This window comes from Serratia sp. J2, from assembly GCF_046269175.1.
GTDB lineage: Bacteria > Pseudomonadota > Gammaproteobacteria > Enterobacterales > Enterobacteriaceae > Chania > Chania fonticola_C.
The window spans coordinates 49,563-74,352 of the sequence record NZ_JBKABN010000026.1 but is presented as its reverse complement, the minus strand read 5'-3'; the positions used below and the strand labels follow the sequence as shown (position 1 = coordinate 74,352).

The 24,790-nt window shown below is 52.8% G+C and carries 23 protein-coding genes; 6 read left to right on the top strand and 17 right to left on the bottom strand.

Annotated elements, in window-relative coordinates:
* Window positions 1-22: 22 nt before the first annotated feature.
* From ACKWMY_RS22355 to ACKWMY_RS22335, 5 genes are all read right to left on the bottom strand, one after another.
* A complete protein-coding gene (locus ACKWMY_RS22355) occupies window positions 23-1,672 on the bottom strand; it encodes a Na+/H+ antiporter (RefSeq protein WP_024527990.1) in 1,650 nt (549 codons plus the stop codon).
* 182 nt (window positions 1,673-1,854) lie between these two features.
* The gene (locus ACKWMY_RS22350) at window positions 1,855-3,216 is read right to left on the bottom strand and encodes an NCS2 family permease (protein ID WP_024527991.1); all 1,362 of its coding nucleotides are present in this window, start codon (window positions 3,214-3,216) and stop codon (window positions 1,855-1,857) included.
* 388 nt (window positions 3,217-3,604) lie between these two features.
* On the bottom strand, window positions 3,605-4,012 hold the full coding sequence (locus ACKWMY_RS22345; RefSeq protein WP_074031508.1) for a VOC family protein: 408 nt from the start codon (window positions 4,010-4,012) through the stop codon (window positions 3,605-3,607).
* A 46-nt stretch (window positions 4,013-4,058) separates the two neighbouring features.
* Window positions 4,059-4,727: a glutathione S-transferase family protein gene (locus tag ACKWMY_RS22340; RefSeq protein ID WP_074031507.1), complete on the bottom strand. Its 669-nt coding sequence runs from the start codon at window positions 4,725-4,727 to the stop codon at window positions 4,059-4,061.
* Window positions 4,724-5,179: a lipocalin-like domain-containing protein gene (locus ACKWMY_RS22335; RefSeq protein WP_409487055.1), complete on the bottom strand. Its 456-nt coding sequence runs from the start codon at window positions 5,177-5,179 to the stop codon at window positions 4,724-4,726. Before ACKWMY_RS22335 ends, ACKWMY_RS22340 begins: the two co-directional genes overlap by 4 nt.
* Before the next feature lie 192 nt (window positions 5,180-5,371).
* Between ACKWMY_RS22335 and bhsA the strand changes: the two genes are divergently transcribed.
* Together bhsA and ACKWMY_RS22325 are read left to right on the top strand one after the other, a co-directional pair.
* Window positions 5,372-5,632: a multiple stress resistance protein BhsA gene (gene bhsA, locus ACKWMY_RS22330; protein ID WP_024527998.1), complete on the top strand. Its 261-nt coding sequence runs from the start codon at window positions 5,372-5,374 to the stop codon at window positions 5,630-5,632.
* A gap of 196 nt (window positions 5,633-5,828) precedes the next feature.
* Window positions 5,829-6,578: a 3-oxoacyl-ACP reductase family protein gene (locus ACKWMY_RS22325; RefSeq protein ID WP_199062677.1), complete on the top strand. Its 750-nt coding sequence runs from the start codon at window positions 5,829-5,831 to the stop codon at window positions 6,576-6,578.
* 150 nt (window positions 6,579-6,728) lie between these two features.
* On the opposite strand, the gene ACKWMY_RS22320 is transcribed toward ACKWMY_RS22325, so the two are convergent.
* Both ACKWMY_RS22320 and ssb1 read right to left on the bottom strand, forming a co-directional pair.
* Entirely contained in the window at window positions 6,729-8,609 is a 1,881-nt protein-coding gene (locus tag ACKWMY_RS22320; protein ID WP_409487054.1) for a reverse transcriptase domain-containing protein, read from the bottom strand.
* A 614-nt stretch (window positions 8,610-9,223) separates the two neighbouring features.
* Window positions 9,224-9,766 carry a single-stranded DNA-binding protein SSB1 gene (gene ssb1, locus ACKWMY_RS22315; protein WP_024483970.1) on the bottom strand — a complete coding sequence of 181 codons (543 nt, stop codon included), beginning with the start codon at window positions 9,764-9,766 and terminating at the stop codon, window positions 9,224-9,226.
* Between the two features lie 287 nt (window positions 9,767-10,053).
* On the opposite strand from ssb1, the gene uvrA reads away from it, so the two are divergent.
* The gene (gene uvrA, locus ACKWMY_RS22310; protein WP_074031505.1) at window positions 10,054-12,882 is read left to right on the top strand and encodes an excinuclease ABC subunit UvrA; all 2,829 of its coding nucleotides are present in this window, start codon (window positions 10,054-10,056) and stop codon (window positions 12,880-12,882) included.
* A 228-nt stretch (window positions 12,883-13,110) separates the two neighbouring features.
* Here the strand turns inward: uvrA and ACKWMY_RS22305 are convergent, their stop codons facing one another.
* The 4 genes from ACKWMY_RS22305 to ACKWMY_RS22290 form a co-directional block, all read right to left on the bottom strand.
* A complete protein-coding gene (locus tag ACKWMY_RS22305; RefSeq protein WP_161739184.1) occupies window positions 13,111-13,530 on the bottom strand; it encodes a DUF1090 domain-containing protein in 420 nt (139 codons plus the stop codon).
* A gap of 375 nt (window positions 13,531-13,905) precedes the next feature.
* Window positions 13,906-14,259, bottom strand: a complete 354-nt coding sequence (locus ACKWMY_RS22300) for an MmcQ/YjbR family DNA-binding protein (RefSeq protein ID WP_021180803.1) — start codon at window positions 14,257-14,259, stop codon at window positions 13,906-13,908.
* A gap of 246 nt (window positions 14,260-14,505) precedes the next feature.
* A complete protein-coding gene (locus tag ACKWMY_RS22295) occupies window positions 14,506-15,699 on the bottom strand; it encodes an amino acid aminotransferase (RefSeq protein ID WP_024483973.1) in 1,194 nt (397 codons plus the stop codon).
* 147 nt (window positions 15,700-15,846) lie between these two features.
* Window positions 15,847-16,314 (bottom strand): Lrp/AsnC family transcriptional regulator, encoded by a 468-nt coding sequence (locus ACKWMY_RS22290; RefSeq protein WP_409487053.1) that lies wholly within the window; start codon window positions 16,312-16,314, stop codon window positions 15,847-15,849.
* A gap of 224 nt (window positions 16,315-16,538) precedes the next feature.
* Between ACKWMY_RS22290 and ACKWMY_RS22285 the strand changes: the two genes are divergently transcribed.
* Complete coding sequence (locus ACKWMY_RS22285; protein ID WP_202728323.1) at window positions 16,539-17,306, top strand: transporter substrate-binding domain-containing protein; 768 nt, start codon at window positions 16,539-16,541, stop codon at window positions 17,304-17,306.
* A 49-nt stretch (window positions 17,307-17,355) separates the two neighbouring features.
* Here the strand turns inward: ACKWMY_RS22285 and alr are convergent, their stop codons facing one another.
* Together alr and dnaB are read right to left on the bottom strand one after the other, a co-directional pair.
* Window positions 17,356-18,435 (bottom strand): alanine racemase, encoded by a 1,080-nt coding sequence (gene alr / locus ACKWMY_RS22280; protein ID WP_409487052.1) that lies wholly within the window; start codon window positions 18,433-18,435, stop codon window positions 17,356-17,358.
* A gap of 17 nt (window positions 18,436-18,452) precedes the next feature.
* On the bottom strand, window positions 18,453-19,865 hold the full coding sequence (dnaB, locus tag ACKWMY_RS22275; RefSeq protein ID WP_024483977.1) for a replicative DNA helicase: 1,413 nt from the start codon (window positions 19,863-19,865) through the stop codon (window positions 18,453-18,455).
* A 168-nt stretch (window positions 19,866-20,033) separates the two neighbouring features.
* On the opposite strand from dnaB, the gene ACKWMY_RS22270 reads away from it, so the two are divergent.
* Window positions 20,034-21,023 carry a quinone oxidoreductase gene (locus ACKWMY_RS22270; protein ID WP_071681596.1) on the top strand — a complete coding sequence of 330 codons (990 nt, stop codon included), beginning with the start codon at window positions 20,034-20,036 and terminating at the stop codon, window positions 21,021-21,023.
* Between the two features lie 297 nt (window positions 21,024-21,320).
* Here the strand turns inward: ACKWMY_RS22270 and pspG are convergent, their stop codons facing one another.
* From pspG to ACKWMY_RS22255, 3 genes are all read right to left on the bottom strand, one after another.
* The gene (gene pspG / locus ACKWMY_RS22265) at window positions 21,321-21,539 is read right to left on the bottom strand and encodes an envelope stress response protein PspG (protein ID WP_024528007.1); all 219 of its coding nucleotides are present in this window, start codon (window positions 21,537-21,539) and stop codon (window positions 21,321-21,323) included.
* Window positions 21,540-21,697: 158 nt separating this feature from the next.
* Window positions 21,698-22,708 carry a tRNA dihydrouridine(20/20a) synthase DusA gene (dusA, locus tag ACKWMY_RS22260; protein ID WP_024528008.1) on the bottom strand — a complete coding sequence of 337 codons (1,011 nt, stop codon included), beginning with the start codon at window positions 22,706-22,708 and terminating at the stop codon, window positions 21,698-21,700.
* Between the two features lie 153 nt (window positions 22,709-22,861).
* On the bottom strand, window positions 22,862-23,434 hold the full coding sequence (locus ACKWMY_RS22255) for a sugar O-acetyltransferase (protein ID WP_024528009.1): 573 nt from the start codon (window positions 23,432-23,434) through the stop codon (window positions 22,862-22,864).
* 220 nt (window positions 23,435-23,654) lie between these two features.
* On the opposite strand from ACKWMY_RS22255, the gene zur reads away from it, so the two are divergent.
* Window positions 23,655-24,164 (top strand): zinc uptake transcriptional repressor Zur, encoded by a 510-nt coding sequence (gene zur, locus ACKWMY_RS22250; protein ID WP_065684847.1) that lies wholly within the window; start codon window positions 23,655-23,657, stop codon window positions 24,162-24,164.
* Between the two features lie 115 nt (window positions 24,165-24,279).
* Here zur and ACKWMY_RS22245 read toward each other — a convergent pair whose 3' ends face one another.
* Window positions 24,280-24,489 carry a CsbD family protein gene (locus ACKWMY_RS22245; protein ID WP_024483982.1) on the bottom strand — a complete coding sequence of 70 codons (210 nt, stop codon included), beginning with the start codon at window positions 24,487-24,489 and terminating at the stop codon, window positions 24,280-24,282.
* Between the last annotated feature and the right edge of the window lie 301 nt (window positions 24,490-24,790).

Sequence of the window (24,790 nt, the reverse complement as noted above, 5' to 3'; positions counted from 1 at the left end):
TAGCGGCCCCATAAAGATGTGGTTAGCCTTCTCGCTCAACCAGCAAGGCTTCCAGCAGATCGAGATCGTGCAGCAGTTTTTGCAGCGTCTCATTGCTGATTTTTTGCGTGGCGCGCAGGTGATAAAGCTCACCACGCTCCGCCCGCAAGGCGGTCAAACGGAAACGCCGTTCGAGGTTTTCCAACGCCAGCGCATTTTCGATATCGTCTTTACTGGCAATACGACGCCGCAACATCCCGGTCACCCTGGAACTGACCTCTTTCAGCAACTGCGGATCGAGGTTTTCCTCGGTGTCTGCCGCCAGCCGTTCTTCCATCTTGTTGATGCTCTCAATCGCTACCTCGGCAGCCATGGCAATCGCCATACGTTCTTCGGTCTTGCTGGCGCTCTTGTCTGCGACATGCACCCCGCGCAGCAATAACGGTAACGCCAGTACGCCAACGATCAGTGACAGCAAGATCACTCCGGCGGCGATAAACACCAGTTGATAGCGCGCCGGGAAGGCGGTGCCATCGCTAAGTAACAGCGGGATAGAGAGCACACCAGCCAGCGTAATCGCCCCACGTACGCCAGCGAAAGAAGCAACCCACAGCTCACGTATGCTGTAATCGCCAAACTGTAGAGGGCGCTTTTTCATAAAGCGATTGCTGGCCTTTTTCATCACCCACAACCAGCTGAAACGCAGCACCAGCAGCGCGGCATAGATAATCGCCACGTCGGTGAACAGATACCAGGTCTCGATGGTCGGATCCAGCTCAGCCTGCACGATCGAGGTTTCCAGGATCCCCGGCAGTTGCAGCCCCAGCATGATGAACACCATGCCGTTGAACACGAACTCCAGCATCGCCCAGACGCTGTTCGCACGCAAACGCATGGCCAGTGGTGCGTTACGGATCACGCCAGACTGGCTGATGGTCATCCCCGCGGCGACGGCAGCCAGAATGCCGGACACGCCGATATGTTCGGCGATCAGATAGGAAGCAAAAGGTAACAACAACAACAGCACAATCTGCGTGGCCGGATCGTCTCCGCTCCAACGGCTCATCACGCGCAGCGATTTACTGTAGGTCCAGGTCACCGCCACACCGGCCAGCAGACCACCGATCGCCACCTTCAGGAATTCCATAGTGGCACCACCGACGGTAAACACCATGGTCCCCATCGCCACCGCGATGGCAAACTTCAGCGATACCAGGCCGGAAGCGTCATTCATCAACGCCTCGCCTTCCAACACCCCCATGATACTTCTTGGGATGCGCCCTTTGCCGACGATCCCCCCCAGAGCCACGGCATCGGTAGGTGACAACACTGCAGCCAGCGCAAACGCGGCGACCAATGGGATCCCTGGCACCATCAGGTAAATGAGATAACCCACGCCGACAACGGTGATCAACACCAGCACCAAGGCCAACCCCAGGATTTCACGCCCGTGGTGCAGGAATTCGCGTGTCGGTGTTTTCCAACCATCGGCAAACAGCAACGGTGGAATAAACAGCACTAAAAACAGTTCGGGGTCAAAATCAACGTGCAGCCCGAAATGCGGCCAGGCCAGCAAGGCCCCAATGGCGATCTGCATTAAAGGTAACGGGATCTGGAACGGCAACATACGTGTTACCACCCCAGACAGGGAGACCACCAGGATCAAAATGAGGATTGTAAAAAAGATTTCCATGCTTTCCTTAGACTCTTGAGCTCGTATCACCAAAGCGCGGGTAAAAGTATCTGGATAGTAGATCACTTTTTTAGGTACGGATAAAGCTTGTTGTGCCTTTCAAAACACGTCGCAGAAGATAAGGAGAATAGTCTGAAGAGGATAAACAACGGGGCCGGAGGTCAGCCCCATTGAAGGAAGGCTTAAATTGCCCAGCCGCCAGCATAGAACGCCACCAGCGCCACCGCGATTAACACGGTACCGATGTTCAGCCTACGCCATTCACCAGAGAACACGCGGCCAATCACCAGTGAACTGAAGCCCAGCATGATGCCGGTCACGATGTTACAGGTCAGCACGATAAACACCGCGCACAGCAAACCGGCCATGGCGTCGACAAAGTCGTCGAAATCCAGCTTGGTGACGTTGCTCAACATCAGCAGGCCAACGTACATCAGCGCAGGAGCGGTGGCATACACTGGCACCAGATAGGACAGCGGCGACAGGAACAGGATCAGCAGGAACAACAGCCCGACCACGGTGGCCGTCAGGCCGGTTTTACCGCCCGCCGCCGTACCCGCGGCAGATTCGATATAAACCGCGGCAGGTGCAGCCCCAACCAGCCCGGAGAAGATGCTGCTCAGGGAATCGGAAGTCAGCGCTTTGCCACCGTTAATAATCTGGCCATCTTTATCCAGCAGATTGGCCTGCCCGGCAACCGCACGGATGGTGCCCGTGGCGTCGAACACCGCAGTCATTACCAATGCCAACACGCTTGGCAACACCACCGGTTGTAACGCCCCCATGATATCCAGGCTGAAGATCAGCGATTTGCCATCTGGCCCCGCCAGGCTAGGCATGGCGAATAACCCTTGATATTTCACCGCCGGGTCAAAAATCAGGCCGATAACCGAAATGGCAATAATAACCAGCAAGATGCCGCCTGGCACACGCAGTTTTTCCAGGCCGAAGATCACCGCCAGCCCGATTAACGTCATCACCACTGGAAACGAGGTAAATGCCCCCAGCGCGACCGGCAAGCCATCCAGCGGATTCTTCACCACCAGGCCGACACCGTTAGCCGCGATCAGCAGCAGGAACAGGCCGATACCAATACCGGTGCCGTGCGCCACTCCCATTGGCAGGTTACGCAGGATCCAGGAACGGATACCGGTAATCGAGATGATGGTAAACAGGATCCCCATCAGGAATACCGCGCCCAGCGCCACGGGAATGCTGATGTGCTGACCCAGCACCAGGCTAAAGGCGGTGAACGCCGTCAGTGAAATGGCACAACCAATCGCCATCGGCAGGTTGGCCCACAAGCCCATCAGCAGCGATCCCAAACCGGCAACCAGGCAGGTGGCAACGAATACCGCAGTCGGTGGGAAACCGGCTTTACCCAGCATGCTGGGAACCACGATCACCGAGTAAACCATCGCCAGGAAGGTGGTTAACCCTGCCACCACTTCCTGACGCACGTTGGTACCCCGTGCTGTAAGTTTAAAATACGCATCAAGCCCGCCTTTGGGTGTCACGGCGTTATTTGCTTGAGAATTCGACATGTTGCTGTCCCCTGTTTTTCATTGCTGCCAGCCTGGATGAAATGGCTTGTTATCCCACTGATGCATGGTCATTACGAAACCGTTTCCGTCACGTTCGCGTCCTTACCCTTCAGGAACGCGGCAACAGACGCCGTGTAAAAGGCAAACGTTTAACTCTCATCGCATGCAGCGGGTGATTTATGGTGGTCTTGCCCCAAAAAATCCCAAACGCTACCGGGAGGGATTTTCAAGGCAAACGATTATCTAGCCTTCTATACCGTCTGATCAACTAAAGATCGCGACAATTTATGCGAAAACGTATTGGCAGCCATCATTGTTGAAGATGTGAGGTTTATCACATTACGACTTAAAGGGGGAAGTTCGCCCCGACAGCTTGGGGCGGAAAAGATTATTGCGATTGCATCGCCTGCTCATCCATGTACATCAACTCCCAGATATGGCCATCCAAATCCTGGAAGCCATGGCCATACATAGTGCCGTAATCCTGTGGCTGATTATAAGTATTGCCACCGGCGGCAATGGCTTTGCGTACCAACGCATCTACCGCAGCACGGCTGGGTTGAGACAGGCAAATCAGCACTTCCGTCGCTTTGTTGGCATCGCTGATAGGATTGGGGGTAAACAGTTGGAATTTCTCGTGAGACAGCAACATCACGTAAATACTCTCACTCACGACCATGCAGGCGGCAGTGTCATCGGTAAACTGCGGGTTGAAGGTAAACCCCAATTGGCGGAAAAACTCGATAGAAGCGGGCAAATTGCTGACGGGCAGGTTAACAAAAATTTGCGTAGCCATGGGCTATCTCCTATGAAAGTGACCCTATCGAGTATAGTTCAAGCCTTCAACCCAGCACGCTAAACGGCCCACCCTGTTCCAGAGCCCGCTGATACGCAGGACGTGCGTGAATGCGTTGCAGATAGTCTTGCAGTTTCGGGCACCCCTCCAGCCCGCCTCGCCCAGCTAGTGCCTCCACCGGGAAACTCATCTGGATATCTGCTGCGCTGAATTCATTGCCCACAAACCAGATGTTTTTATTCAGGTGTTGCTCCAGATAATCGCGATGCGTCGCAATCTGCTTATCCAGATACTCTTTCTGTACCCCTTTACCGATCGCCCCGGCAACCGGGCGTATCACCCATGGGATTGGCGGATGTCCTAAACGGCTAAACACCAGTTTCATTACCAGTAGCGGCATCAACGACCCTTCTGCATAGTGCAGCCAATAGCGATACTCCTGGCGGGCGTGGAAATCCGTGGGAGTGAATAACCCTTGTGCATCATAGGCCTCCTGCAGATATTCAATAATGGCGCCCGATTCCGCCAGCGTCAGATCGCCGTCTACCACTACCGGCGATTTACCCAACGGGTGGATCTTTTTCAACTCGGGCGGTGCCAACATGGTGGTTTTATCGCGTTGATAACGCAGAACCTGATAGGGAACACCGAGCTCCTCCAGAAACCATAAGATGCGCTGCGAACGTGAGTTATTCAGATGATGCACGATAATCATGATTTTTCTCCCTCAGCGGCCTGGAGCCGTTGCCACACCAACTCGCCAATTTGCACGCTGTTACCCAGCTGCAACGGTACGGTGCGTAATGTGAGTTTATCGTCAGTGAAACTGTAGAAGCGGATCTGCTGGCTACCCAGCCAGTTGGGGAACGAACAGCCCTCGACCCGATGAATGATGCACTGTTTATCTTCATCAATCCGATAGCGGCCAAAGTAACAAAGCATATTCACAAAGGCGGGGCGGCTCTCTCGATCGCTGCCCTGCGCCAAATCCTCCGAGGCAAACCTTGGCCGCGTTGCGCTATAGAGCTGCGCTGCCATGGTGCCGTTGGCTTCATAGTTGAGCCGCCCCAACACCTGCTCGCCCAAAGGGTGATGTATTGCCCCATCCTCCCCTTTGAATACGGAAGAAACCAGCGCCCAACTGCCAATAAACCGGTCTGCCATCATCACATACACTCCTTAAACGCCCTGGTTAAAAGGTAGTTGTGATTTCAACTATCGCCAATCACACTATTTATTCATTTTATTTGACAAAGATACTCAAAACTCTCCGATTTTCCATTCCCACCAAGTGGCCTATCATTCAACACATCGAGAGACAACAGCCTCTCACCTAACAAAACCCCTGAGGATTGAATCATGAAAAGCATCAAAATTTTTGCTACTGCTGTACTGTTAACTTCCGCTTCTTTCGCCAGCATTGCCGCTGACCAGGTCACCAGCCAACCCGCTGCCGACGCACAAAAAATCGGTGTGGTTTCCGTAAGCGGTGCCAGCAACCTGAGCGCTCTGGAAGCCGAACTGGCAAGCAAAGCCGCCGCATCCGGTGCCAACTCTTACCGCATCGTGTCCGCCGGTGGCCAGAACAAGCTGTACGGCACCGCAGAAATCTTTAACTAATCGTCAGATTATGAGCCCCGCAAGGGGCTTTTCACGTTTTAACCAGTAGTAAAAACCGGAACAACCAGACTACTCTATAATGTAACCCATCCCCGCCAGCCAACCGGCACATGGCCCATTTTGGCAATCCCCTGCCTGTGTTTTCCCAGATACTGCAGTTGCTATTTATCACCATCACAACTTTTGGAGAGATATCATGTCGGTAACCCAACTTCTGTCAGGCCGAGTGGCTTTTGTCCAGGGTGGTTCACGCGGTATCGGTGCAGCCATCGTTAAGCGCTTGGCACGTGAAGGCGCAACCGTCGCTTTCACCTACGTTTCCTCCCCCGATAAAGCCGATGAGGTGGTTGAAGCTATTACGACCGCTGGCGGTCAAGCCATTGCCATCCGTGCAGACAGTGCCGACGCTGAGGCTCTGCAACTGGCGATACGCCAGACGGTAAACAGCTTCGGCAAGCTGGATATTCTGGTGAACAACGCGGGCGTGCTGGCAATGGGGAGTCTGGCGGAATTGTCGTTAGCAGATCTGGATCGCACGCTGGCCGTTAACGTCCGCAGCGTATTTGTTGCCAGCCAGGAGGCAGCTCGCCATATGAACGACAACGGTCGCATTATCAATATTGGCAGCACCAACGCCGAGCGCATGCCGTTTGCCGGTGGGGCGATCTACGCCATGAGCAAGTCGGCGCTGGTCGGTTTAACCAAGGGTATGGCTCGCGATCTGGGTTCACGCGGCATTACCGTCAATAATGTCCAACCCGGCCCGGTAGATACCGATATGAACCCGGCTGATGGCGATTTTGCCGAACAGTTGAAACCGATGATGGCCGTTGGCCGTTATGGTAAGGATGAAGAGATTGCCAGCTTTGTGGCTTATCTGGCGGGGCCAGAGGCGGGATATATCACCGGTGCCAGCCTGACGATTGACGGTGGCTTCTCGGCGTAATGCCCTCTAAAGCAAAAAAGCCCCAAAAAGGGGCTTTTCGTTTTGAACCTGAGGACAAGTTGGGTAGAACACGTGCACCCTAACGGGTTAGCCGTTGTCCCCCCACCGAACCGTACATGCACATTTCTATGCATACGGCTCTCCATTAGATCAAACAAAGGTTCTTCGGTCTGGCAATGTTCCTCGGTGAAGATTGACGTGGCATACTTGACAGAGCACTAATGTTTTCCTGTTACGGGCAATCATTAGTTTCTTCCAGTTATCCGTACCCGCTTTGATATCCTTAAGTTTCCTCACATGGTGGACTTCAAAAGGACCGGTTCGGGTACCGCAATATTCACATTGGCGTGCAGCCATCCTTTCCAGCATTTCAGTTCTTCCAGAATATATATGCGTATTCGGCAACATATCCAGTGAACTATGTTTCGGCGCACTTCTGTTTTTGAGTCTGAACACCTCTAACTCATATATCCTACCATTACGATTTCCCCGATAAACAGACCTGCCATCTGCATGTCTTAATCGTTTTGCGATTTTGGTGCGAGATGTTTGATGTTTACCTGCCAGCGTCTTATAAAGACTGTTTTCCCATATCCAATGCAACTTATTGAGATAGAGAGCCGGTGCAAGATTGTAGTAATTTGCGTAGCCACGCATTTCAGCATTGTATTGACCAATGATTTCATAGTCAGACATATGCATCATTGCTGGCCGACTAGTGCTGTTACCATATCCGCCATCGTAATACCCATAGCCATGCAGAGAGCAAAATTTCTGGATTCTCTCTCTCGGTACTCCCAGATGGATATGTTCCGTTATCGTGCGTTTTACCGCATGAATTTTGCTTCCATCTGTTTTAAGCCCCACAATACATTTGACCTGTTTGCTTTCACGACGTGCTTTAACCTCATAGCCGAGGAAAGTGAATCCTTTCTTTGGGTCAATAATGCTGGATTTTTCTTTAGATATTTCGAGGTGAAGTTCAGTTTCAACAAAATCGACAACCTCTTTCATTATCGTTTCTGCTTCATTTTTACTTCCTATAACACCTATCAGAAAATCATCAGCATATCGAACATATCGCATTCTTTTGAACTCAGTATCGTCCGTGATAACACTGGGTAAACTACGCAATTGTTTTTCCAGTTCATCCGCTTCGTGTCTCCATCTTTGGATTTTCTGCTCATCAGCAGTCATTCCAGAGGCGCCGAAACCTTGCCTGATCCATTTAATACGGTTTGCTCGGTTTTGTAGTGCTCTTTTATATATGGGATTAGGCTTCCTTCTTCCTCCTTTGCCGAACTTTCTGATTCTATCTTTCATAAATTCATCAAGCTCATGGAGAAATACATTGGCAAGGACAGGGGAAATAATACCACCTTGCGGCGTGCCACTGTGAGTGCCAAAGTAACGCCAATTGTCCAGATACCCAGCTTTCAGGAACTTCTTGAGAAGTGCCAGAAATTTGCTATCAGTGATCCGCTTACTTAAAAACTTCTGAAGAAGATCATGGTCAATGTTGTCAAAGTAACCTTGGATATCAACATTACATACCCATTTAGTCCCCTTCCAACTGTTTCTGATTTCTTTTAATGCAGAATGACAGGACCGCTTTGGTCTGAACCCATAACTCCAATCGCTAAAGATTGGCTCATAGATCTCCTCCAACAGCATCCTCATTACCTCCTGTACTAATTTATCATCTCCAGTAGGAATACCCAGTGGACGTCTCTTTCCATTCGGCTTTTGGGCATCTTTAGGTATGTATATGCGCCTACAAGGTTTGGGGCTATACGTGTTTGAGTTAATGGTTTCAATAAGACTAATAATCCTATCGACGCTCATTTCATCCATCGTATTATTATCTATCCCTTTCGTCATAGCTCCCCGATTGGAATAAATATTCGCATATGCCTGCGCCCAAAGATCCTTATTGCTACACATAATTTTATGTAGTTTCTTGACCTTATGACCTTGTATGCTGGCTTTGCTTATACCATTTAGAGCATTGAGTGTTCGTTGTGATAGCACTGACTATCGAACCTCGCTTCTATTAGTATTGATCCAACTGACTCCCTTCCCCCTTACAAGTATAATTTCACCGATAGTTACTTATCGATTTATATATACTTTTCAGATTGGTTATCCAATTGCTACTCCATTACAGAGCTACGTTGGGTACTACGAAGTCTCCGTTACCTTATTGGTTGATGACTTAACCAACTTAGGTAATCCCGTATTTCTTTGTAGTCAAGGTACGTCCCACTTAGGTTCCACTTATGTTCAATTGCCACTCTCACCGAGTAGGTGCCAATATTGTTGGATATAGCGGCCTTCTAACAATAACCCCTATAAATACTGATATGACTCCTGAATAACCGTGAGTCAAAGGTATCCCGAAACCCACTATGAACTATGATTCAACCAATCAGGCTTAACCATATGGGACTTGCAATGGCTGGCGCAAAGTAGGTTATTTCCCCGCAACCAGCCTTTTCCTGACATGCTGCACTCCCCTTCCTCTTTCGAGGTTCAAACCCATTACTGGGTAAGGATAAGTCAGGCTTGCAATAGGCACTCCAACAGCCTATGGCTACCTCGAAAAAACGAGATAACCAATTGATTTACAAAGCAAAACGGCGCACTCAGAACGGAATATCGTCGTCAAAGTCCATTGGCGGTTCGTTGCTAGCTGCTGGTGCGCTGTTTTGCGCTGGGCGAGCCTGCTGCTGTTGACCACCGCTGAACTGGTTGCCGCCCTGTGGCTGCTGAGGTTGACCCCAACCGCCCTGCTGGCCACCCGCTGGAGCGCCGCCGCCTGCTGGAGCACCGCCACCTTGGCGGCCACCCAACATCTGCATGGTGCCACCCACGTTGACCACGATTTCGGTGGTGTATTTTTCTACGCCCGCCTGATCGGTCCATTTACGGGTCTGCAATGCACCCTCGATGTAAACCTGGGAACCTTTACGCAGGTATTCACCCGCCACTTCTGCCAGCTTGCCGAACAACACCACGCGGTGCCATTCCGTTTTTTCTTTCTGCTCGCCAGTAGCCTTGTCACGCCAGCTTTCGGAGGTCGCCAGGGTAATGTTGGCAACTGCGCCGCCATTAGGCATGTAACGGACCTCAGGGTCTTGACCCAGATTCCCGACCAAAATTACTTTGTTTACGCCTCTGCTGGCCATGTTCGATCTCCCGATGAGTCATTTAAGTGGATTCAGACCACATTTTGGATAGTCTAAACCACAAATTGTAGCATGCCACCTGCTTAGATTATACCTGCGAAGTGCCTTCCAAAAATGTCTCTGCGAACGACCTTGTTGCATTCGTATACTGGATATTCATTCAGGTTTTTTTGTGCCATAATTATGCGTTTCGTACTGGCCGAGCCGTTTTTTTGCGCAATAGATCACATAATCGCCCACAAAAGAACGCAGACAGGCGCGGTGTATCATCAAGACGGGAAGTGTAAATGGACAATATCGAAGTTCGTGGTGCTCGAACCCACAATCTCAAAAACATCAACCTGATTATCCCGCGCGACAAGCTGATCGTCGTTACCGGTCTATCAGGTTCCGGCAAGTCCTCACTGGCTTTTGATACACTGTATGCCGAGGGGCAGCGGCGCTACGTTGAATCGCTCTCTGCCTACGCTCGCCAGTTTCTTTCGCTGATGGAAAAACCGGACGTCGACCATATTGAAGGTCTGTCCCCGGCGATCTCCATCGAGCAAAAATCGACCTCGCATAACCCGCGCTCCACGGTCGGGACCATTACCGAGATCCACGATTACCTGCGCCTGCTGTTTGCCCGCGTCGGCGAACCGCGTTGCCCGGATCACCACGTTCCGTTGGCGGCACAAACCGTCAGCCAGATGGTGGATAACGTGCTCAACCAGCCGGAAGGCAAACGCCTGATGCTGTTGGCACCGGTGGTGAAAGATCGTAAGGGCGAACACACCAAAACGCTGGAAAACCTGGCAACCCAGGGCTATATCCGCGCGCGCATCGACGGTGAAGTGTGCGATCTCTCCGATCCGCCAAAGCTGGAGCTGCAAAAGAAACACACCATTGAAGTGGTGGTGGACCGTTTTAAAGTGCGTGACGATCTGGCACAGCGTTTGGCCGAGTCGTTTGAAACCGCATTGGAACTGTCCGGCGGTACCGCCGTCGTCGCCGATATGGATGACGAAAAGGCCGATGAACTGCTGTTCTCCGCCAACTTTGCCTGCCCTATCTGCGGCTACAGCATGCGCGAGCTGGAACCCCGGCTGTTCTCGTTCAACAACCCAGCCGGCGCCTGCCCAACCTGTGACGGACTGGGCGTGCAGCAGTTCTTCGATCCTGAACGTGTGGTACAGAATCCCGAGCTTTCTCTGGCCGGTGGCGCTATCCGCGGTTGGGACCGCCGTAACTTCTATTATTTCCAGATGCTGCGCTCGCTGGCGGAGCACTATAGCTTTGATGTGGAAGCCCCGTTCAGCAGCCTGGATGCCAACGTGCAGAAAGCGGTACTGAGCGGTTCGGGCAAAGAGTCGATCGAATTCAAATACATCAACGATCGCGGTGACACCACCGTGCGCCGCCATCCGTTTGAAGGCGTGCTGCATAATATGGAGCGCCGCTACAAAGAGACCGAGTCCAGTGCGGTGCGTGAAGAGCTGGCCAAATTTATCAGCAACCGTCCTTGCGCCTCGTGCCGTGGCACCCGCCTGCGTGAAGAAGCCCGTAACGTGTTCGTGGAAGATACTACGCTGCCGGAGATCTCTGAGCTCAGCATCGGCCATGCCATGACCTTCTTCCAGAATATGAAACTGAGCGGTCAACGTGCCCAGATCGCCGAGAAGGTGTTGAAAGAGATCGGCGATCGTCTGAAGTTCCTGGTTAACGTCGGGCTGAACTACCTTTCACTGTCACGCTCTGCGGAAACGCTGTCCGGTGGTGAAGCCCAGCGTATTCGCCTGGCAAGCCAGATCGGTGCTGGCCTGGTAGGCGTGATGTACGTGCTGGATGAGCCTTCCATTGGCCTGCACCAGCGCGATAACGAACGCCTGCTGGAAACCCTGATCCACCTGCGTAATCTGGGCAACACGGTGATCGTGGTAGAGCACGACGAAGACGCGATCCGCGCGGCCGACCACGTGATCGATATCGGCCCTGGTGCCGGTGTTCACGGCGGCCAGGTGGTAGCGGAAGGTACCGTCGATGACATCATGGCCCAACCGGATTCACTGACCGGCCAGTTCCTTAGCGGCAAGCGCTCAATCGCCATTCCGGCCGAACGCGTGCCCGCCGATCCGACCAAGGTGCTGAAACTCAGCGGCGCACGCGGCAACAACCTGAAAGACGTGACGCTCACGCTGCCTGTCGGGCTGTTTACCTGCATTACCGGCGTTTCCGGTTCCGGCAAGTCAACGCTGATCAACGATACGCTGTTCCCGATCGCCCAACGCCAGCTCAACGGTGCAACCATTGCCGAAGCGGCTCCTTACCGCGAAGTGACCGGTCTGGAACATTTCGACAAGGTGATCGATATCGATCAGAGCCCAATTGGCCGTACGCCACGCTCTAATCCGGCCACCTATACCGGGATCTTCACCCCGGTGCGTGAACTGTTTGCCGGGGTACCTGAATCCCGTACCCGTGGCTATACGCCGGGCCGTTTCAGCTTTAACGTCAAGGGCGGCCGCTGCGAAGCCTGCCAGGGCGACGGCGTGATCAAGGTAGAGATGCACTTCCTGCCGGATATCTACGTGCCTTGCGATCAGTGCAAAGGCAAACGCTATAACCGCGAAACGTTGGAAGTGAAGTACAAGGGCAAAAACATCCACGAAGTGCTGGAAATGACCATTGAGGAAGCCCGTGAATTCTTCGATGCCGTACCCGCCTTGGCGCGTAAGCTGCAAACGTTGATGGAGGTTGGGCTTTCCTATATCCGTCTCGGGCAGTCGGCCACCACCCTTTCCGGTGGTGAAGCGCAGCGTGTGAAACTGGCGCGTGAGCTGTCGAAACGGGGCACTGGCCAGACGCTGTATATTCTTGATGAACCCACCACCGGCCTGCACTTCGCCGATATCCAGCAGTTGCTGGCGGTGCTGCATCAATTGCGCGATCAGGGCAACACCATCGTGGTGATTGAACACAACCTGGACGTCATCAAAACGGCGGACTGGATCGTCGATCTGGGGCCGGAAGGCGGCAGCGGCGGCGGTGAGATCCTGGTGTCCGGCACGCCGGAAACCGTGGCCAACTGTAAAGAGTCCCATACCGCGCGATTCCTGAAACCGATGTTGCAGAGATAAAACCGTGACCAATATGCCGAACACCTAAGCTCGGCATGTTGGCTGTTATTACGGCGCAACCTGGGGACAGCAATAAGTTTCCACCTTAGAAAGGCGGGAGCGGATTTGGGGTTTTAACTGTCACACGGATAGGTAAAACGCTTAACGTGCCGACTCAGTGGCCAAATCACTATCCCCCCAAACTCGGCATTATTTATCTGAAGCTAACATCTGCTCATATCGGCCAGGTTATCCTCCCCATGCCTGCACCTGCTTCAATTCAAATTCGGCTTCGGCTAGTTTTCTCTGTCGCTTAGCAATTTTGCTCGGCTTGCCTTTGAGCTGGGCTTCATGCAGCTCTTGTTTTCTTTTTTCTACTTTTCGTTGCTTCTTGGCAATTTGATACTGGCGATCAAATTCAAACGGCTGAGCGGCTGGCGCATAATCGTATCTATTATAACGACCTTGATAACTACCGTGGCAGTAGGTCTGCACATTGGCCAAGGCCCGATTAAGCCCCTCAACACGATGGACATTGCCATAACGCGTCGCGTAATCGAGCTGCTCTCGCAGTTTTTGTTCTTTTATTGCACAATTTGGCGAAGCTAATGATAATGAGGAATAAACGAGCAGCGGCAGTACCAAAAATATTGAATGATGCAGTTTCATAATTAAATTTCCTTTTAGTAGGTTCCCCTAGGGATCCTTTATCCTTATTTGCCTTTGAGCAGATTAATATAGACGCATTAGTAACACAGTCATAATTTAGATTCCAATGAGAACTCTCTTAATTAACTGCGCCGTGCTATTGAAAATAAATTATCAACCTATTTTTATCAGTCTTTAAATTATCAAAAATTAATATAAAATAATCCAATCAGCGGAATTAAGCACAAAAAAACCTTGCCAATCCTGTTTCTTAGAACTAAATAACGCAGTAAACAATATTGACCTACAAAATAAAATTTCCCCATAGATATCGGGGGACGTAGTCCTCTTGGCCTGTCGCCACTCTTGAGCCAACAGGCCTGGCCACCTATAAATTCAAATGCGCAGCTCTTGGCGCACCTGATCGGGCAACCCTTCCAGCACCAACCGATATGAGCTGTCGATCAAGTGATAAAACTGCGAGTTGGGCAGGTTGCCATCCAGAAATACTGCGTTCCAATGGGCTTTATTCAGATGTTCGCAGGGGACGATTTCTGGATGCTGCTCGCGCAGGCTTTCCGCCAGTTCCGGGCTGCTTTTGATCGCCAACGCCGGGCGCCCCTGTACTTCACACACCATAGCGAACATGACATCACCCACCTTGATCTGGCTGGCCTGCCATTGGTTTTGATCGCTTTGGTGTGCGCCAGGTTTCGCCATGCAGTATTCCAGCAGTGCTGAGTTATTCATTGGGTTATTTCCCGCCAAAACACAATGCGGCGCGAACCACTGTGAGTATGCTGTTGCCAGCCAGATACCCCGCCAGTCAGGTAGAGAACCGCGCCTGGTCGCTGAAAGCAGGGCTTTATGGCGCATACGAAAAGTCTTAGCGCCCTCAATCAGTATATTCTTTATCCCGTTGGCGGCAATCGCCAGTACGCAGAAACAACAAGGGGCGATATCGCTATCGCCCCTAAAATCACTGCATTCAGGCCGTTACTGCACCGCAGCAAAGGCCTCTGCCACTTGACGAACGTTATTGTGGTTAAGACCCGCCACACACATACGACCGCTGTGGATCAGATAGACACCGAACTCTTCACGCAGCCGATCAACCTGAGCCGCACTAAAGCCGGTGTAGCTGAACATGCCGCGCTGCTCGAGCAGGTAATCGAAGTTACGCTGTGGCAATGCGCCCTTGAGCGTTTCGACCAGCGCTTTACGCATCTCCAGAATACGGCTGCGCATGGACTCCACTTCGGCCAGCCATTGCGCTTTCAGCTGCGCATCGTTCAGCACTTTTGCCACCACCTGCGCACCGAAGTTCGGTGGGCTGGAGTAGTTACGGCGCACGGTCGCTTTCAACTGCCCTAGCACGCGTTCAGCAGCTTCGCTGCTTTCACACACCACAGAAAGCCCACCCACGCGCTCACCGTACAGCGAGAAGATTTTCGAGAATGAGTTGCTCACCAGGCACGGCAAACCGGCAGCTGCGATGGCGCGAATGGCGTAGGCATCCTGATCCATTCCGCCGCCAAAGCCTTGATAGGCGATGTCGAGGAACGGGATCAGTTCACGTTCGGCGATCACTTTAACCACCTGATCCCACTGGGCATTGGTAAGATCGGAACCGGTCGGGTTATGGCAGCAAGGATGCAGCAGCGCAATGCTCTTGGCTGGCAACTGTTGCAGCGTGCTCAGCATGGCATCAAATTTCACCCCCAGTTTTTCACCGTCGAAATAGGGGTAAGTATTCACTTTGAAACCAGCACCACCAAAGATGGCTACGTGGTTTTCCCAAGTCGGATCGCTGACCCAAACCTGAGAATCCGGGAAATAGCTTTTCAGGAAGTCGGCCCCCACTTTCAACGCACCAGAGCCGCCCACGGTTTGAATGGTGGCGATACGCCCCTGTTGCAGCATGGGGTGTTCGGCACCAAACAACAGCTGTTGGATTGCGCTACGGTAAGGCTGTAGGCCTTCCATCGGCAGGTAGACCGAGGCCCCCTGTTCAACGCTGTTAAGTTGGGCTTCAGCAGCGGCAACGGCCTTCATCTGTGGGATGATGCCTTGCTCGTTGTAGTAAAGGCCAATACTCAGGTTCACCTTGTGCGCACGGGGATCTTTTTTGAATTTTTCCATCAGCGACAGGATCGGGTCACCTGCATAGGCTTCAACATTCTGGAACACGGGTTGGTTCTCCTGATTTTGGTTATTCGGACACTGTCTAGGCCCTGCAACCTCCGCCTTGATTAGGGCTTTTGGGTCTGCGACGGCACCACGGTCAATTGGGGGACACAGCCTACTATAGCCACAAATTGGCGTTGGGTTTTAGCTTTATCTCGCTACCGGAAGCAAACCGTTTTCTTTGATCCGTTCCAGCACCACCGCCGTTTTGATATGTCCGACGCTTTTATGGCGGGAAAGCGTCTGGCTGATAAACTCACTTAACGTGGGCAGGTCTGCTACCGCTACTTTCAGCAAGTAGTCGGCATCGCCGGTGGTTTTATAAACGTCAACAATTGCGTCCACTTCTGCCAGCATCTGATGGAAACTGTCGATCTGCTCTTGGGTATGGGTCAGCAGGCTTACCTCTATCAGCCCCACCAACCCCAATCCCACCGCCTCCGGTGCCAACCGGGCATGATACCCTTTGATCAATTGGGTCTGCTCCAGGCTGATACGGCGGCGCGAGCATTGCGAGGCCGAAAGCCCGACCAGTTCGCTCAGTTCCTGATTGGTCAGACGACCATTGGCCTGTAACAGCGTCAGGATTTTCATATCAAAATCGTCAATGTTGTACATAGCCACCTGTAAAATGTGTTAATAAATGTTGACGCTACAGACTAGCAGCTTTTTTAGCCTTGCAACCATCGGTGCTGGCGGGTTGTGAGAGAGATAGCAGCAAAGCCAGCTTCCCTGCTCAGAAATGGCATAAAAAACGGCTAAATTACGCAAACCAACAACAATTAACGGCAAAACCGCGCATAAAACCACAAATGTATTTGTCGATATGAAAAGGAAATTTGATGAAAAAACTATTGCCTCTCGCCTTGCTGGTCGCCACCGGGAGCGCCAGCGCACAATCCAATCTGGACAAGGTATTGCAGCAAAAAACGCTGACGGTCTGTACCACCGGCGATTACAAGCCCTACACCTTCCAGAAAGAGGATGGCAGCTACGAAGGCATTGATATCGCCATGGCCGAGTCGCTAGCCAACAGCCTGGGGGCCAAAGTGAAATGGGTAAAAACCACCTGGAAAACCCTGACGCCTGACTTTGTGGCCGGGAAGTGTGACATCGCCATGGGGGGGATCTCAGTGACGCTGGAGCGCCAAAAGCAGGTGTTTTTTGCCGAGCGGCTTGATACCGATGGCAAAATCCCACTGGTGCGTTGTACCGACGTGAAAAAATACCGCACCATTGAGCAGATTAACAAACCTGCGGTGCGGCTGATCGAGCCTGCCGGTGGCACCAACGAAGCCTTTGTCCGTGCCCATCTACCCAAGGCCAACCTAACGCTGTCCCACGACAATATGGGCATTTTCCAGCAGTTGGTGGACCGCAAGGCCGACGTGATGATCACCGATGCCTCCGAAGCCCTGTACCAGCAGAAACGCTATCCCAAGCTGTGTGCGGTGAACCCGGATAAGCCGATGCAATACGGTGAGAAGGCCTATATGCTGCCGCGTGATGATATGAGTTGGAAGCTGTATGTCGATCAATGGCTGCACTTGAGCAAGGCCAGCGGGGAGTACCAGAAGATTATCGGCCAGTGGCTGGCGGTGAAGAAGTAAGCTGACGAATGCCTCCTCATCTTCTCCCACAGGGAGAAGATGAGGGAAATTACTCGCCGATATATTCCATCGTGACGCGCTGGGTCAGCTTGGTGATCAGCTCATAGGCGCTGATGCCGCTAAAGGCAGCCACCCGTTCAACCGGCAGCTCATTGCCCCACAGCACCACTTCATCACCCACTTTATCGCCGGCATCCGGCCCCAGATCGACGGAAATCATATCCATAGAGACACGGCCGACAATCGGTACTTCACGCCCGTTCAACCATACCGGCGTGCCAGAAGGCGCACTGCGTGGGTAACCGTCGCCATACCCCATCGCCACTACGCCCAGGCGGGTATCTCGTTCACTCACCCATAGCCCGCCGTAGCCAACCGGCTCTCCGGCACGATGCTCACGCACGGCTATCAGACTGGATTTAAGCGTCATGGCAGGTTGCAGCCCAAAGTGATCGGCATAGGGCTCCTCCAACGGGGATACGCCATATAGGATAATCCCTGGGCGTACCCAGTCAAAATGAGCCTGTGGCCACAGCAAGATCCCGCCGGAGGCCGCGATCGACTTCATGCCCGGCTTATCGTTGGCGAAGCGCTCAAAGCAGCTGATTTGCTTTTCGGTCGCATCCACCAGCGGCTCGTCGGCACGGCTGAAGTGGCTCATGATATTGACCGGCTGCACCACGTTGCGACAGGCGCTCAAACGCTGGTAGAACGCCTCTGCCTGTTCCGGACGCACGCCCAGACGATGCATACCGCTATCCAGCTTCATCCATACCGACACCGGGTGCGCCAGTTCAATCTGCTCCAGCGCCTCGAGCTGTTCGATGCTGTGAACGGCGGTTTCGATATTATTCGCCACCAGCGCGGGCAGATCTTCAGCACAGAAGAACCCTTCCAACAGCAGGATCGGTTTAACGATGCCACCGGCACGCAGCATCAACGCTTCGCCGATACGCGCTACGCCGTAACAGTCAGCATCTTGCAAGGTGTGAGCCGTTTCCAACAGGCCATGTCCATAGGCGTTGGCTTTCACCACGGCAATAAGGCGGCTTTGCGGCGCCAGGCGACGGATCTGTTGCAGGTTATGTCGCAGAGCGCGGCGATCGATAACAGCAGTTGCCGCTTTCATTTCAATTCCTTAGCTGATTATTCATCATCATATTGTGGCCCCGCATAGTTATCGAAGCGCGACCACTGGCCGTTAAAGGTCAGGCGTACGGTACCAATAGGGCCGTTACGCTGCTTACCCAGAATAATTTCGGCAATCCCTTTCAGATCGCTGTTCTCGTGATAAACCTCATCACGGTAGATGAACATAATCAGGTCGGCATCCTGCTCGATGGAGCCAGATTCACGCAGATCGGAGTTAACCGGGCGCTTATCGGCACGCTGCTCCAAGCTACGGTTCAACTGCGACAGCGCCACCACCGGCACCTGCAGTTCTTTCGCCAAGGCTTTGAGCGAGCGGGAAATTTCGGCAATCTCCAAGGTACGGTTGTCGGAGAGTGACGGCACGCGCATCAACTGCAGGTAGTCGATCATGATCAGGCTGATCCCGTCATGTTCACGGAAAATACGCCGCGCGCGGGAGCGCACTTCGGTGGGCGTCAGGCCAGAGGAGTCGTCAATATACATATTGCGCTTCTCCAGCAGGATCCCCATGGTGCTCGAGATCCGCGCCCAATCCTCATCATCCAGTTGGCCGGTACGGATACGGGTCTGATCCACGCGCGATAGCGAGGCCAGCATACGCATCATGATCTGGTTGCAGGGCATCTCCAGGCTGAAGATCAGCACCGGTTTATCCTGCGTCATCGCAGCGTGTTCGCACAGGTTCATCGCGAAGGTGGTTTTACCCATTGCCGGACGGGCCGCGACGATGATCAGGTCAGATTTTTGCAGACCGGCGGTTTTCTTGTTGAGATCGTGATAGCCGGTGTCTACGCCGGTAACACCGTCGTGCGGCTGTTGATAGAGCTGCTCAATGCGGGCGACGGTATCTTCCAGAATACGTTCGATGCCTTTGGGGCCTTCATCTTTGCTGGCACGGTTTTCCGCGATCTGGAATACCCGTGATTCGGCCAGATCGAGCAGATCTTCACTACTACGCCCTTGCGGATCGTAACCCGCATCGGCGATTTCGTTGGCGACGGAGATCATTTCACGGACGACCGCACGCTCACGCACGATATCGGCATACGCACCAATGTTGGCCGCGCTAGGGGTGTTTTTCGATAATTCTGCCAGATAGGCAAAACCGCCCACCGTCTCCAGATCGCCCCTCTGTTCCAACGACTCGGACAGCGTGATCAGGTCGATGGGCCGGCTCATCTCCAGCAGACGCTGCATTTCGGTAAAGATCAGGCGGTGTGGGCGGCTGAAGAAGTCGTTGGCGACTACGCGCTCCGCCACGTTATCCCAGCGTTCGTTATCAAGCATCAAACCGCCCAACACGGACTGCTCCGCCTCCAGCGAATGTGGCGGCATCTTCAGCCCTTCCATCTGGCGGTCTCTGGGTTCGTACGTGTTTGTCTTGTTGGTTGGTTTTTTGCCTGCCATGAAGCCTATTCTTTATTCAGTTGCGAATGGGGGGTAGCTGACGCAAGAGTATACGTGATTTTCAGTCATGATTCCCTGCGCAAAAAAGGATTAATCACTGCGCAACGGGCTAGATAGTCTGGGCTGATAAGCGTAGGGTGAAAACAGCCATTTAAACGAGGTAGCGACATGTCAAAACGCATCCAATTCTCCGCCACCGGCGGCCCGGAAGTGCTGCAGTATGTTGATTTTACTCCTGTCGATCCCGCCGCGGGGGAGGTTCAGGTCGAGAACAAGGCGATCGGTATCAACTATATCGATACTTACGTACGCAGCGGCCTGTACCCACCGGCAAACTTCCCAAGCGGGTTAGGTACCGAAGCGGCCGGGGTGGTCATCAAGGTCGGGGCAGGTGTCAGCGCGGTCAAACCGGGCGATCGCGTGGTTTATGCCCAGTCCGCACTGGGTGCCTACAGCGAAGTTCACAACGTCCCGTTGGAAAAGGTGGCTATCTTGCCGGATAACCTCACTTTCGAACAGGGTGCAGCCTCGTTCCTCAAAGGGTTGACCGTACATTATCTGCTGCGCCAAACCTATGAGGTCAAGCCGGGCGAGGTATTCCTGTTCCATGCCGCCGCCGGGGGGGTTGGGCTGATCGCCTGCCAGTGGGCCAAAGCGTTGGGTGCCAAACTGATCGGCAGCGTGAGTTCTGACGAGAAAGCCGAGCAGGCATTGCGTGCCGGCGCCTGGGCCACCATCAATTATCGCCAGGAAAACATCGCCCAGCGCGTAGCTGAACTGACCAACGGCGAAAAGGTTAACGTGGTCTATGACTCCGTAGGGCAAAGTACCTGGCAGGACTCATTGAACAGCCTGAAGCGCCGCGGACTGATGGTGAGCTTTGGTAATGCCTCCGGCCCGGTTACCGGCGTCGATCTGGCATTGCTCAATCAGAAAGGCTCACTTTACGTCACCCGTCCTTCGCTCAATGGTTACATCACCAACCGTCAGGAATTGCAGTTTGCCAGTAACGAGCTGTTTTCGCTGATTGGCAGCGGTGCGATTAAAGTTGATGTGAAAGCGACACAGAAGTTTGCTCTGGCAGATGCCCTGCGGGCACACCAGACCCTGGAAAGCGGCCAGACCAGCGGCTCCAGCCTGCTGATCCCTGGTCTGTAACGCCAATAAAGAAAGGGCCCCATCAGGAGCCCTTTCTAGTTTACTGCGTTTTGTAGGGGTAGAGCAGAGTCCGCCAGAGATGGGGGTTGCTTTAAGCAACACTCTTGTCAGCTCTCGCGGTGATGAAAATGATTAGCATCACTGCTGCGGGAGTCATCCTAGCAGCCTCGATAAGTAAAAAATATGTTTAATGTGCCGTATTCACATTTAAAACATCAAGCTGTGATCACCACCACACTGGCAAGCAATCTGCAGGGTGAGTTTCAGCGTGACTGACTGATATTTCGGCAAAAAATATTAATAGCGCCGTATCTGTGGTTTCTGCATCGAGCGGTATATCCACACGCCAATCACCGCCAGGATCAGCCACGGCAGCAGTTTAAACACCATGGCAAACAGCCCGCCCAGCAGCATAAAAGCCGCGGCCACAAATAACGCAGCCATCACGCCCAGCAATGAAATACCGGTTACCAGCAGCATGGCGACAAAGCCGATCAGAAAGAAGAGTTCTAACATGGGTTGCTCCTTGGCAAAACAATAGGTCTATCTTGTTCTTTACAAGAAACGTGCCAACTTGAAGTTAATGATAACTTATTGAAATGATGAAAAAATAGCGCCACACCCCGTGACGCTATTAGTCAAAAAAACCAACTTTTAGTCAAGTTTTTTGTCGATTATGCCATTTCAGTACGCGGAGAACGCACCAGAGCCAAAGCCTGTTCGACGGTGCGCACATCAGCTCCTGGCTTATGGGCATTTTCACTCAGATGACGGCGCCACTGCCGCGCACCAGGGATCCCCTGGAACAAACCGAGAATATGGCGAGTGATGTGGCCCAGATAGGTGCCGTTCGCTAGCTCGCGCTCGATATACGGATACAGCGATTCGATAATCGCCACGCTGTCCATCACCTCACTCTGGCGGCCGAAAATCTCGCTGTCCACCCGCGCCAGAATACCTGGATTTTGGTACGCCTCGCGCCCCATCATCACACCGTCCAGATGTTGCAGATGCTGTTGGGCTTCTTCCAGCGTTTTCACGCCGCCGTTGATCGCAATGGTCAACGCCGGGAAGTCACGTTTCAACTGATAAACACGCGGATAGTCCAACGGAGGGACTTCGCGGTTTTCTTTCGGGCTCAGGCCGGAAAGCCAGGCTTTACGGGCATGAATGGTGAACATATCGCATTCCCCGCGCCCAGCAACGGTAGAGATAAAATCGCACAGGAACTCATAGCTGTCCTGGTCATCGATGCCAATACGGGTTTTTACCGTCACCGGGATCGACACCACGTCGCGCATCGCCTTGATACAGTCGGCCACCAAGGTCGCCTGCCCCATCAGACAAGCACCAAACATGCCGTTCTGTACTCGATCCGACGGGCAACCGACATTGAGGTTGATCTCGTCATAGCCACGCTGTTCCGCCAGTTTGGCACAGTGCGCCAATGCTGCCGGATCGCTCCCCCCTAACTGCAATGCCACGGGGTGTTCTTCCTCGCTGTATGCCAGATAGTCACCTTTACCGTGGATGATCGCACCGGTGGTCACCATTTCGGTGTACAGCAGCGTTTCCTTGCTCAGCAGACGATGGAAGTAACGGCAATGGCGATCGGTCCAGTCCAACATAGGAGCAATGGAGAAACGATTGGCGGCGTATTGGGTGTTGTTAATATCTTTCGTCATGCTGAGTTACTGGCTACCTGATAAGTCCGGGACTCGACAACCGACGCGCTGTGCCGATGCCGCAAACGGCTATTATAACGACAATCCACGCTCTTGGGAAAATCGTCGTTCATCCTGATTAGGATCTCAGAGCGGTAACGTTTTCACACAGCCCTATTCCAATTGTCGGATCACGCGGCACGGCTGCCCAAGCGCCAACACGTTAGCTGGAATATCCTCGGTCACCACGCTGCCCGCGCCGATGGTGGTACCATCACCAATGGTGACTCCAGGCAGGATCACTACGTTGCCGCCAATCCAGACGTTACTGCCAATCACCACCGGCCTGGCTGAGGTATGGAACGGAAAATCAGCATTGCCGGTAAACCGCTCACTGGCCTTGAGAGGGTGGCTTGGCGTGTAGATTTGCACGTTCGGGCCAATCAGCGTGTTATCGCCAATGGTGATGGTGTTGCAGTCAAGAAACACCGCATTGACGTTGATAAAACAGTTCCTGCCAATGCTGATATGCTGCCCGTAGTCGCACCAGAACGGTAATTCAATCCAGCTGTCATCCCCCCAGGCCGCAAGCAGCTCACGCAACAGACGCTGTTTCTCTTCAGACTGATGTGAATCCAATGCTGCGAGCTGTTTAGTCAGGCTCCGCGCCCGATGGTACATGGCAATCAGCTCATCATCACGACTGTTATAGACCTCGCCGCGCAGCAATTTCTCTCTTTCTGACATCCCAGGCTCCTGAAAGGTTTGGCTCCATATGGGTTATACCGCCATGCCCGAGTGGAACCTATGACATAAAGCGGCAAACCGTGACCCGCATCTCATTCTGCCTAGTCTTGCTGCGGAAAATCGCCCTATTAGCCGCGTTATCCAGGGAAAGCGGGGCAACTCTCGGCGATTGCGTTGAAACATGATAAAATCGGCTTCTTTGCATAGCCGGATACTTGCCATGAACTCAACCAACCAGGAAAAGCTGCTCGCGCAGGCTGAACAACTCTGTCAGCAACGCAACGTGCGACTGACCCCGCAACGGCTGGAAGTGTTACGCCTGATGGCTGAGCAACCCGGCGCCATCAGCGCTTACGATTTGCTGGATTTACTGCGTGTGGCAGAGCCGCAGGCCAAACCACCTACCGTCTATCGTGCACTGGATTTCTTGCTGGAACAGGGGTTTATCCACCGCGTTGAATCGGCAAATAGCTATGTGCTGTGCCACCACTTCGAACAACCTATGCATACCTCTGCCCTGTTTATCTGCGATCGCTGCGGACAGGTCACGGAGCGTACTACCGAAGGGGTAGAAGAAACCTTGCAGAAACTGGCTCAAGAATCAGGATTTGTGCTGCGCCACAGCGTAGTGGAAGCCCACGGTCTGTGTTCTGGCTGTGTGGTGGTAGAAAATTGTGAGAACCAACACGATTGCGATCATGACCACAGCATTGTGGTAAAGAAAAAATAAGCGGATTGGATTGCAGGAGGGAGCGGGTACATCCTTGTTCCCGTGGCCGTGGCAGGGGGGAAATCTGCCAGGCCGGATGGTGTCGTAGCGCCGCAATACTCAGCGGCTCATCGCGCTACCAACGATACTTGCTGTGTTCTTCCCAGGCTTTGACTTCTTTTTCGGCTGCCTCTTTCTGGTAGCCATAGCGTTCCTGGATTTTACCGACCAGCTGTTCGCGTTTCCCTTCGATCACGGTGATATCGTCATCGGTCAGCTTGCCCCATTTTTCCTTCACTTTACCTTTAAACTGCTTCCAGTTACCGTCGGCTTGATCTTTGTTCATAATCTCTCCGTTACTCTTGGTTGTCAGTTTTAGATAAATCTGGCTGGACTTAACTGAGTCAAATTTAAGGTTATCTAATGCGTCCGTTGCCAATTAAGCGCGGGCTTAATTCGCCAGCCACGTGATTAACTATAGTCACCCATCACGAAAAGTGCTCGAAAAGCAGCATGAAATAGGGTTAGGAAAAGTCTTAATAGCAAAAAACGCCATTAAAACAGTAAGCAAGCGAACTAAAACAGCCCCGAGCACATGTAACTAAATGTGAAAAATCATCCCATATCATCAACGAGCCTGGCCTATC

Bases quoted from the DNA above. Each gene is read 5' to 3' on its own strand.
- ACKWMY_RS22335 (WP_409487055.1), bottom strand. From the start codon at position 5,179: ATGATGGCAGACCGGTTTATTGGCAGTTGGGCGCTGGTTTCTTCCGTA.
- ACKWMY_RS22350 (WP_024527991.1), bottom strand. From the start codon at position 3,216: ATGTCGAATTCTCAAGCAAATAACGCCGTGACACCCAAAGGCGGGCTT.
- dusA (WP_024528008.1), bottom strand. From the start codon at position 22,708: ATGACGAAAGATATTAACAACACCCAATACGCCGCCAATCGTTTCTCC.
- ACKWMY_RS22255 (WP_024528009.1), bottom strand. From the start codon at position 23,434: ATGTCAGAAAGAGAGAAATTGCTGCGCGGCGAGGTCTATAACAGTCGT.
- ACKWMY_RS22245 (WP_024483982.1), bottom strand. From the start codon at position 24,489: ATGAACAAAGATCAAGCCGACGGTAACTGGAAGCAGTTTAAAGGTAAA.
- ACKWMY_RS22285 (WP_202728323.1), top strand. From the start codon at position 16,539: ATGAAAAAACTATTGCCTCTCGCCTTGCTGGTCGCCACCGGGAGCGCC.
- dnaB (WP_024483977.1), bottom strand. From the start codon at position 19,865: ATGGCAGGCAAAAAACCAACCAACAAGACAAACACGTACGAACCCAGA.
- ssb1 (WP_024483970.1), bottom strand. From the start codon at position 9,766: ATGGCCAGCAGAGGCGTAAACAAAGTAATTTTGGTCGGGAATCTGGGT.
- ACKWMY_RS22290 (WP_409487053.1), bottom strand. From the start codon at position 16,314: ATGTACAACATTGACGATTTTGATATGAAAATCCTGACGCTGTTACAG.
- ACKWMY_RS22345 (WP_074031508.1), bottom strand. From the start codon at position 4,012: ATGGCTACGCAAATTTTTGTTAACCTGCCCGTCAGCAATTTGCCCGCT.
- alr (WP_409487052.1), bottom strand. From the start codon at position 18,435: ATGAAAGCGGCAACTGCTGTTATCGATCGCCGCGCTCTGCGACATAAC.
- ACKWMY_RS22355 (WP_024527990.1), bottom strand. From the start codon at position 1,672: ATGGAAATCTTTTTTACAATCCTCATTTTGATCCTGGTGGTCTCCCTG.
- ACKWMY_RS22270 (WP_071681596.1), top strand. From the start codon at position 20,034: ATGTCAAAACGCATCCAATTCTCCGCCACCGGCGGCCCGGAAGTGCTG.
- ACKWMY_RS22325 (WP_199062677.1), top strand. From the start codon at position 5,829: ATGTCGGTAACCCAACTTCTGTCAGGCCGAGTGGCTTTTGTCCAGGGT.
- ACKWMY_RS22305 (WP_161739184.1), bottom strand. From the start codon at position 13,530: ATGAAACTGCATCATTCAATATTTTTGGTACTGCCGCTGCTCGTTTAT.
- ACKWMY_RS22300 (WP_021180803.1), bottom strand. From the start codon at position 14,259: ATGAATAACTCAGCACTGCTGGAATACTGCATGGCGAAACCTGGCGCA.
- ACKWMY_RS22340 (WP_074031507.1), bottom strand. From the start codon at position 4,727: ATGATTATCGTGCATCATCTGAATAACTCACGTTCGCAGCGCATCTTA.
- pspG (WP_024528007.1), bottom strand. From the start codon at position 21,539: ATGTTAGAACTCTTCTTTCTGATCGGCTTTGTCGCCATGCTGCTGGTA.
- bhsA (WP_024527998.1), top strand. From the start codon at position 5,372: ATGAAAAGCATCAAAATTTTTGCTACTGCTGTACTGTTAACTTCCGCT.
- uvrA (WP_074031505.1), top strand. From the start codon at position 10,054: ATGGACAATATCGAAGTTCGTGGTGCTCGAACCCACAATCTCAAAAAC.
- zur (WP_065684847.1), top strand. From the start codon at position 23,655: ATGAACTCAACCAACCAGGAAAAGCTGCTCGCGCAGGCTGAACAACTC.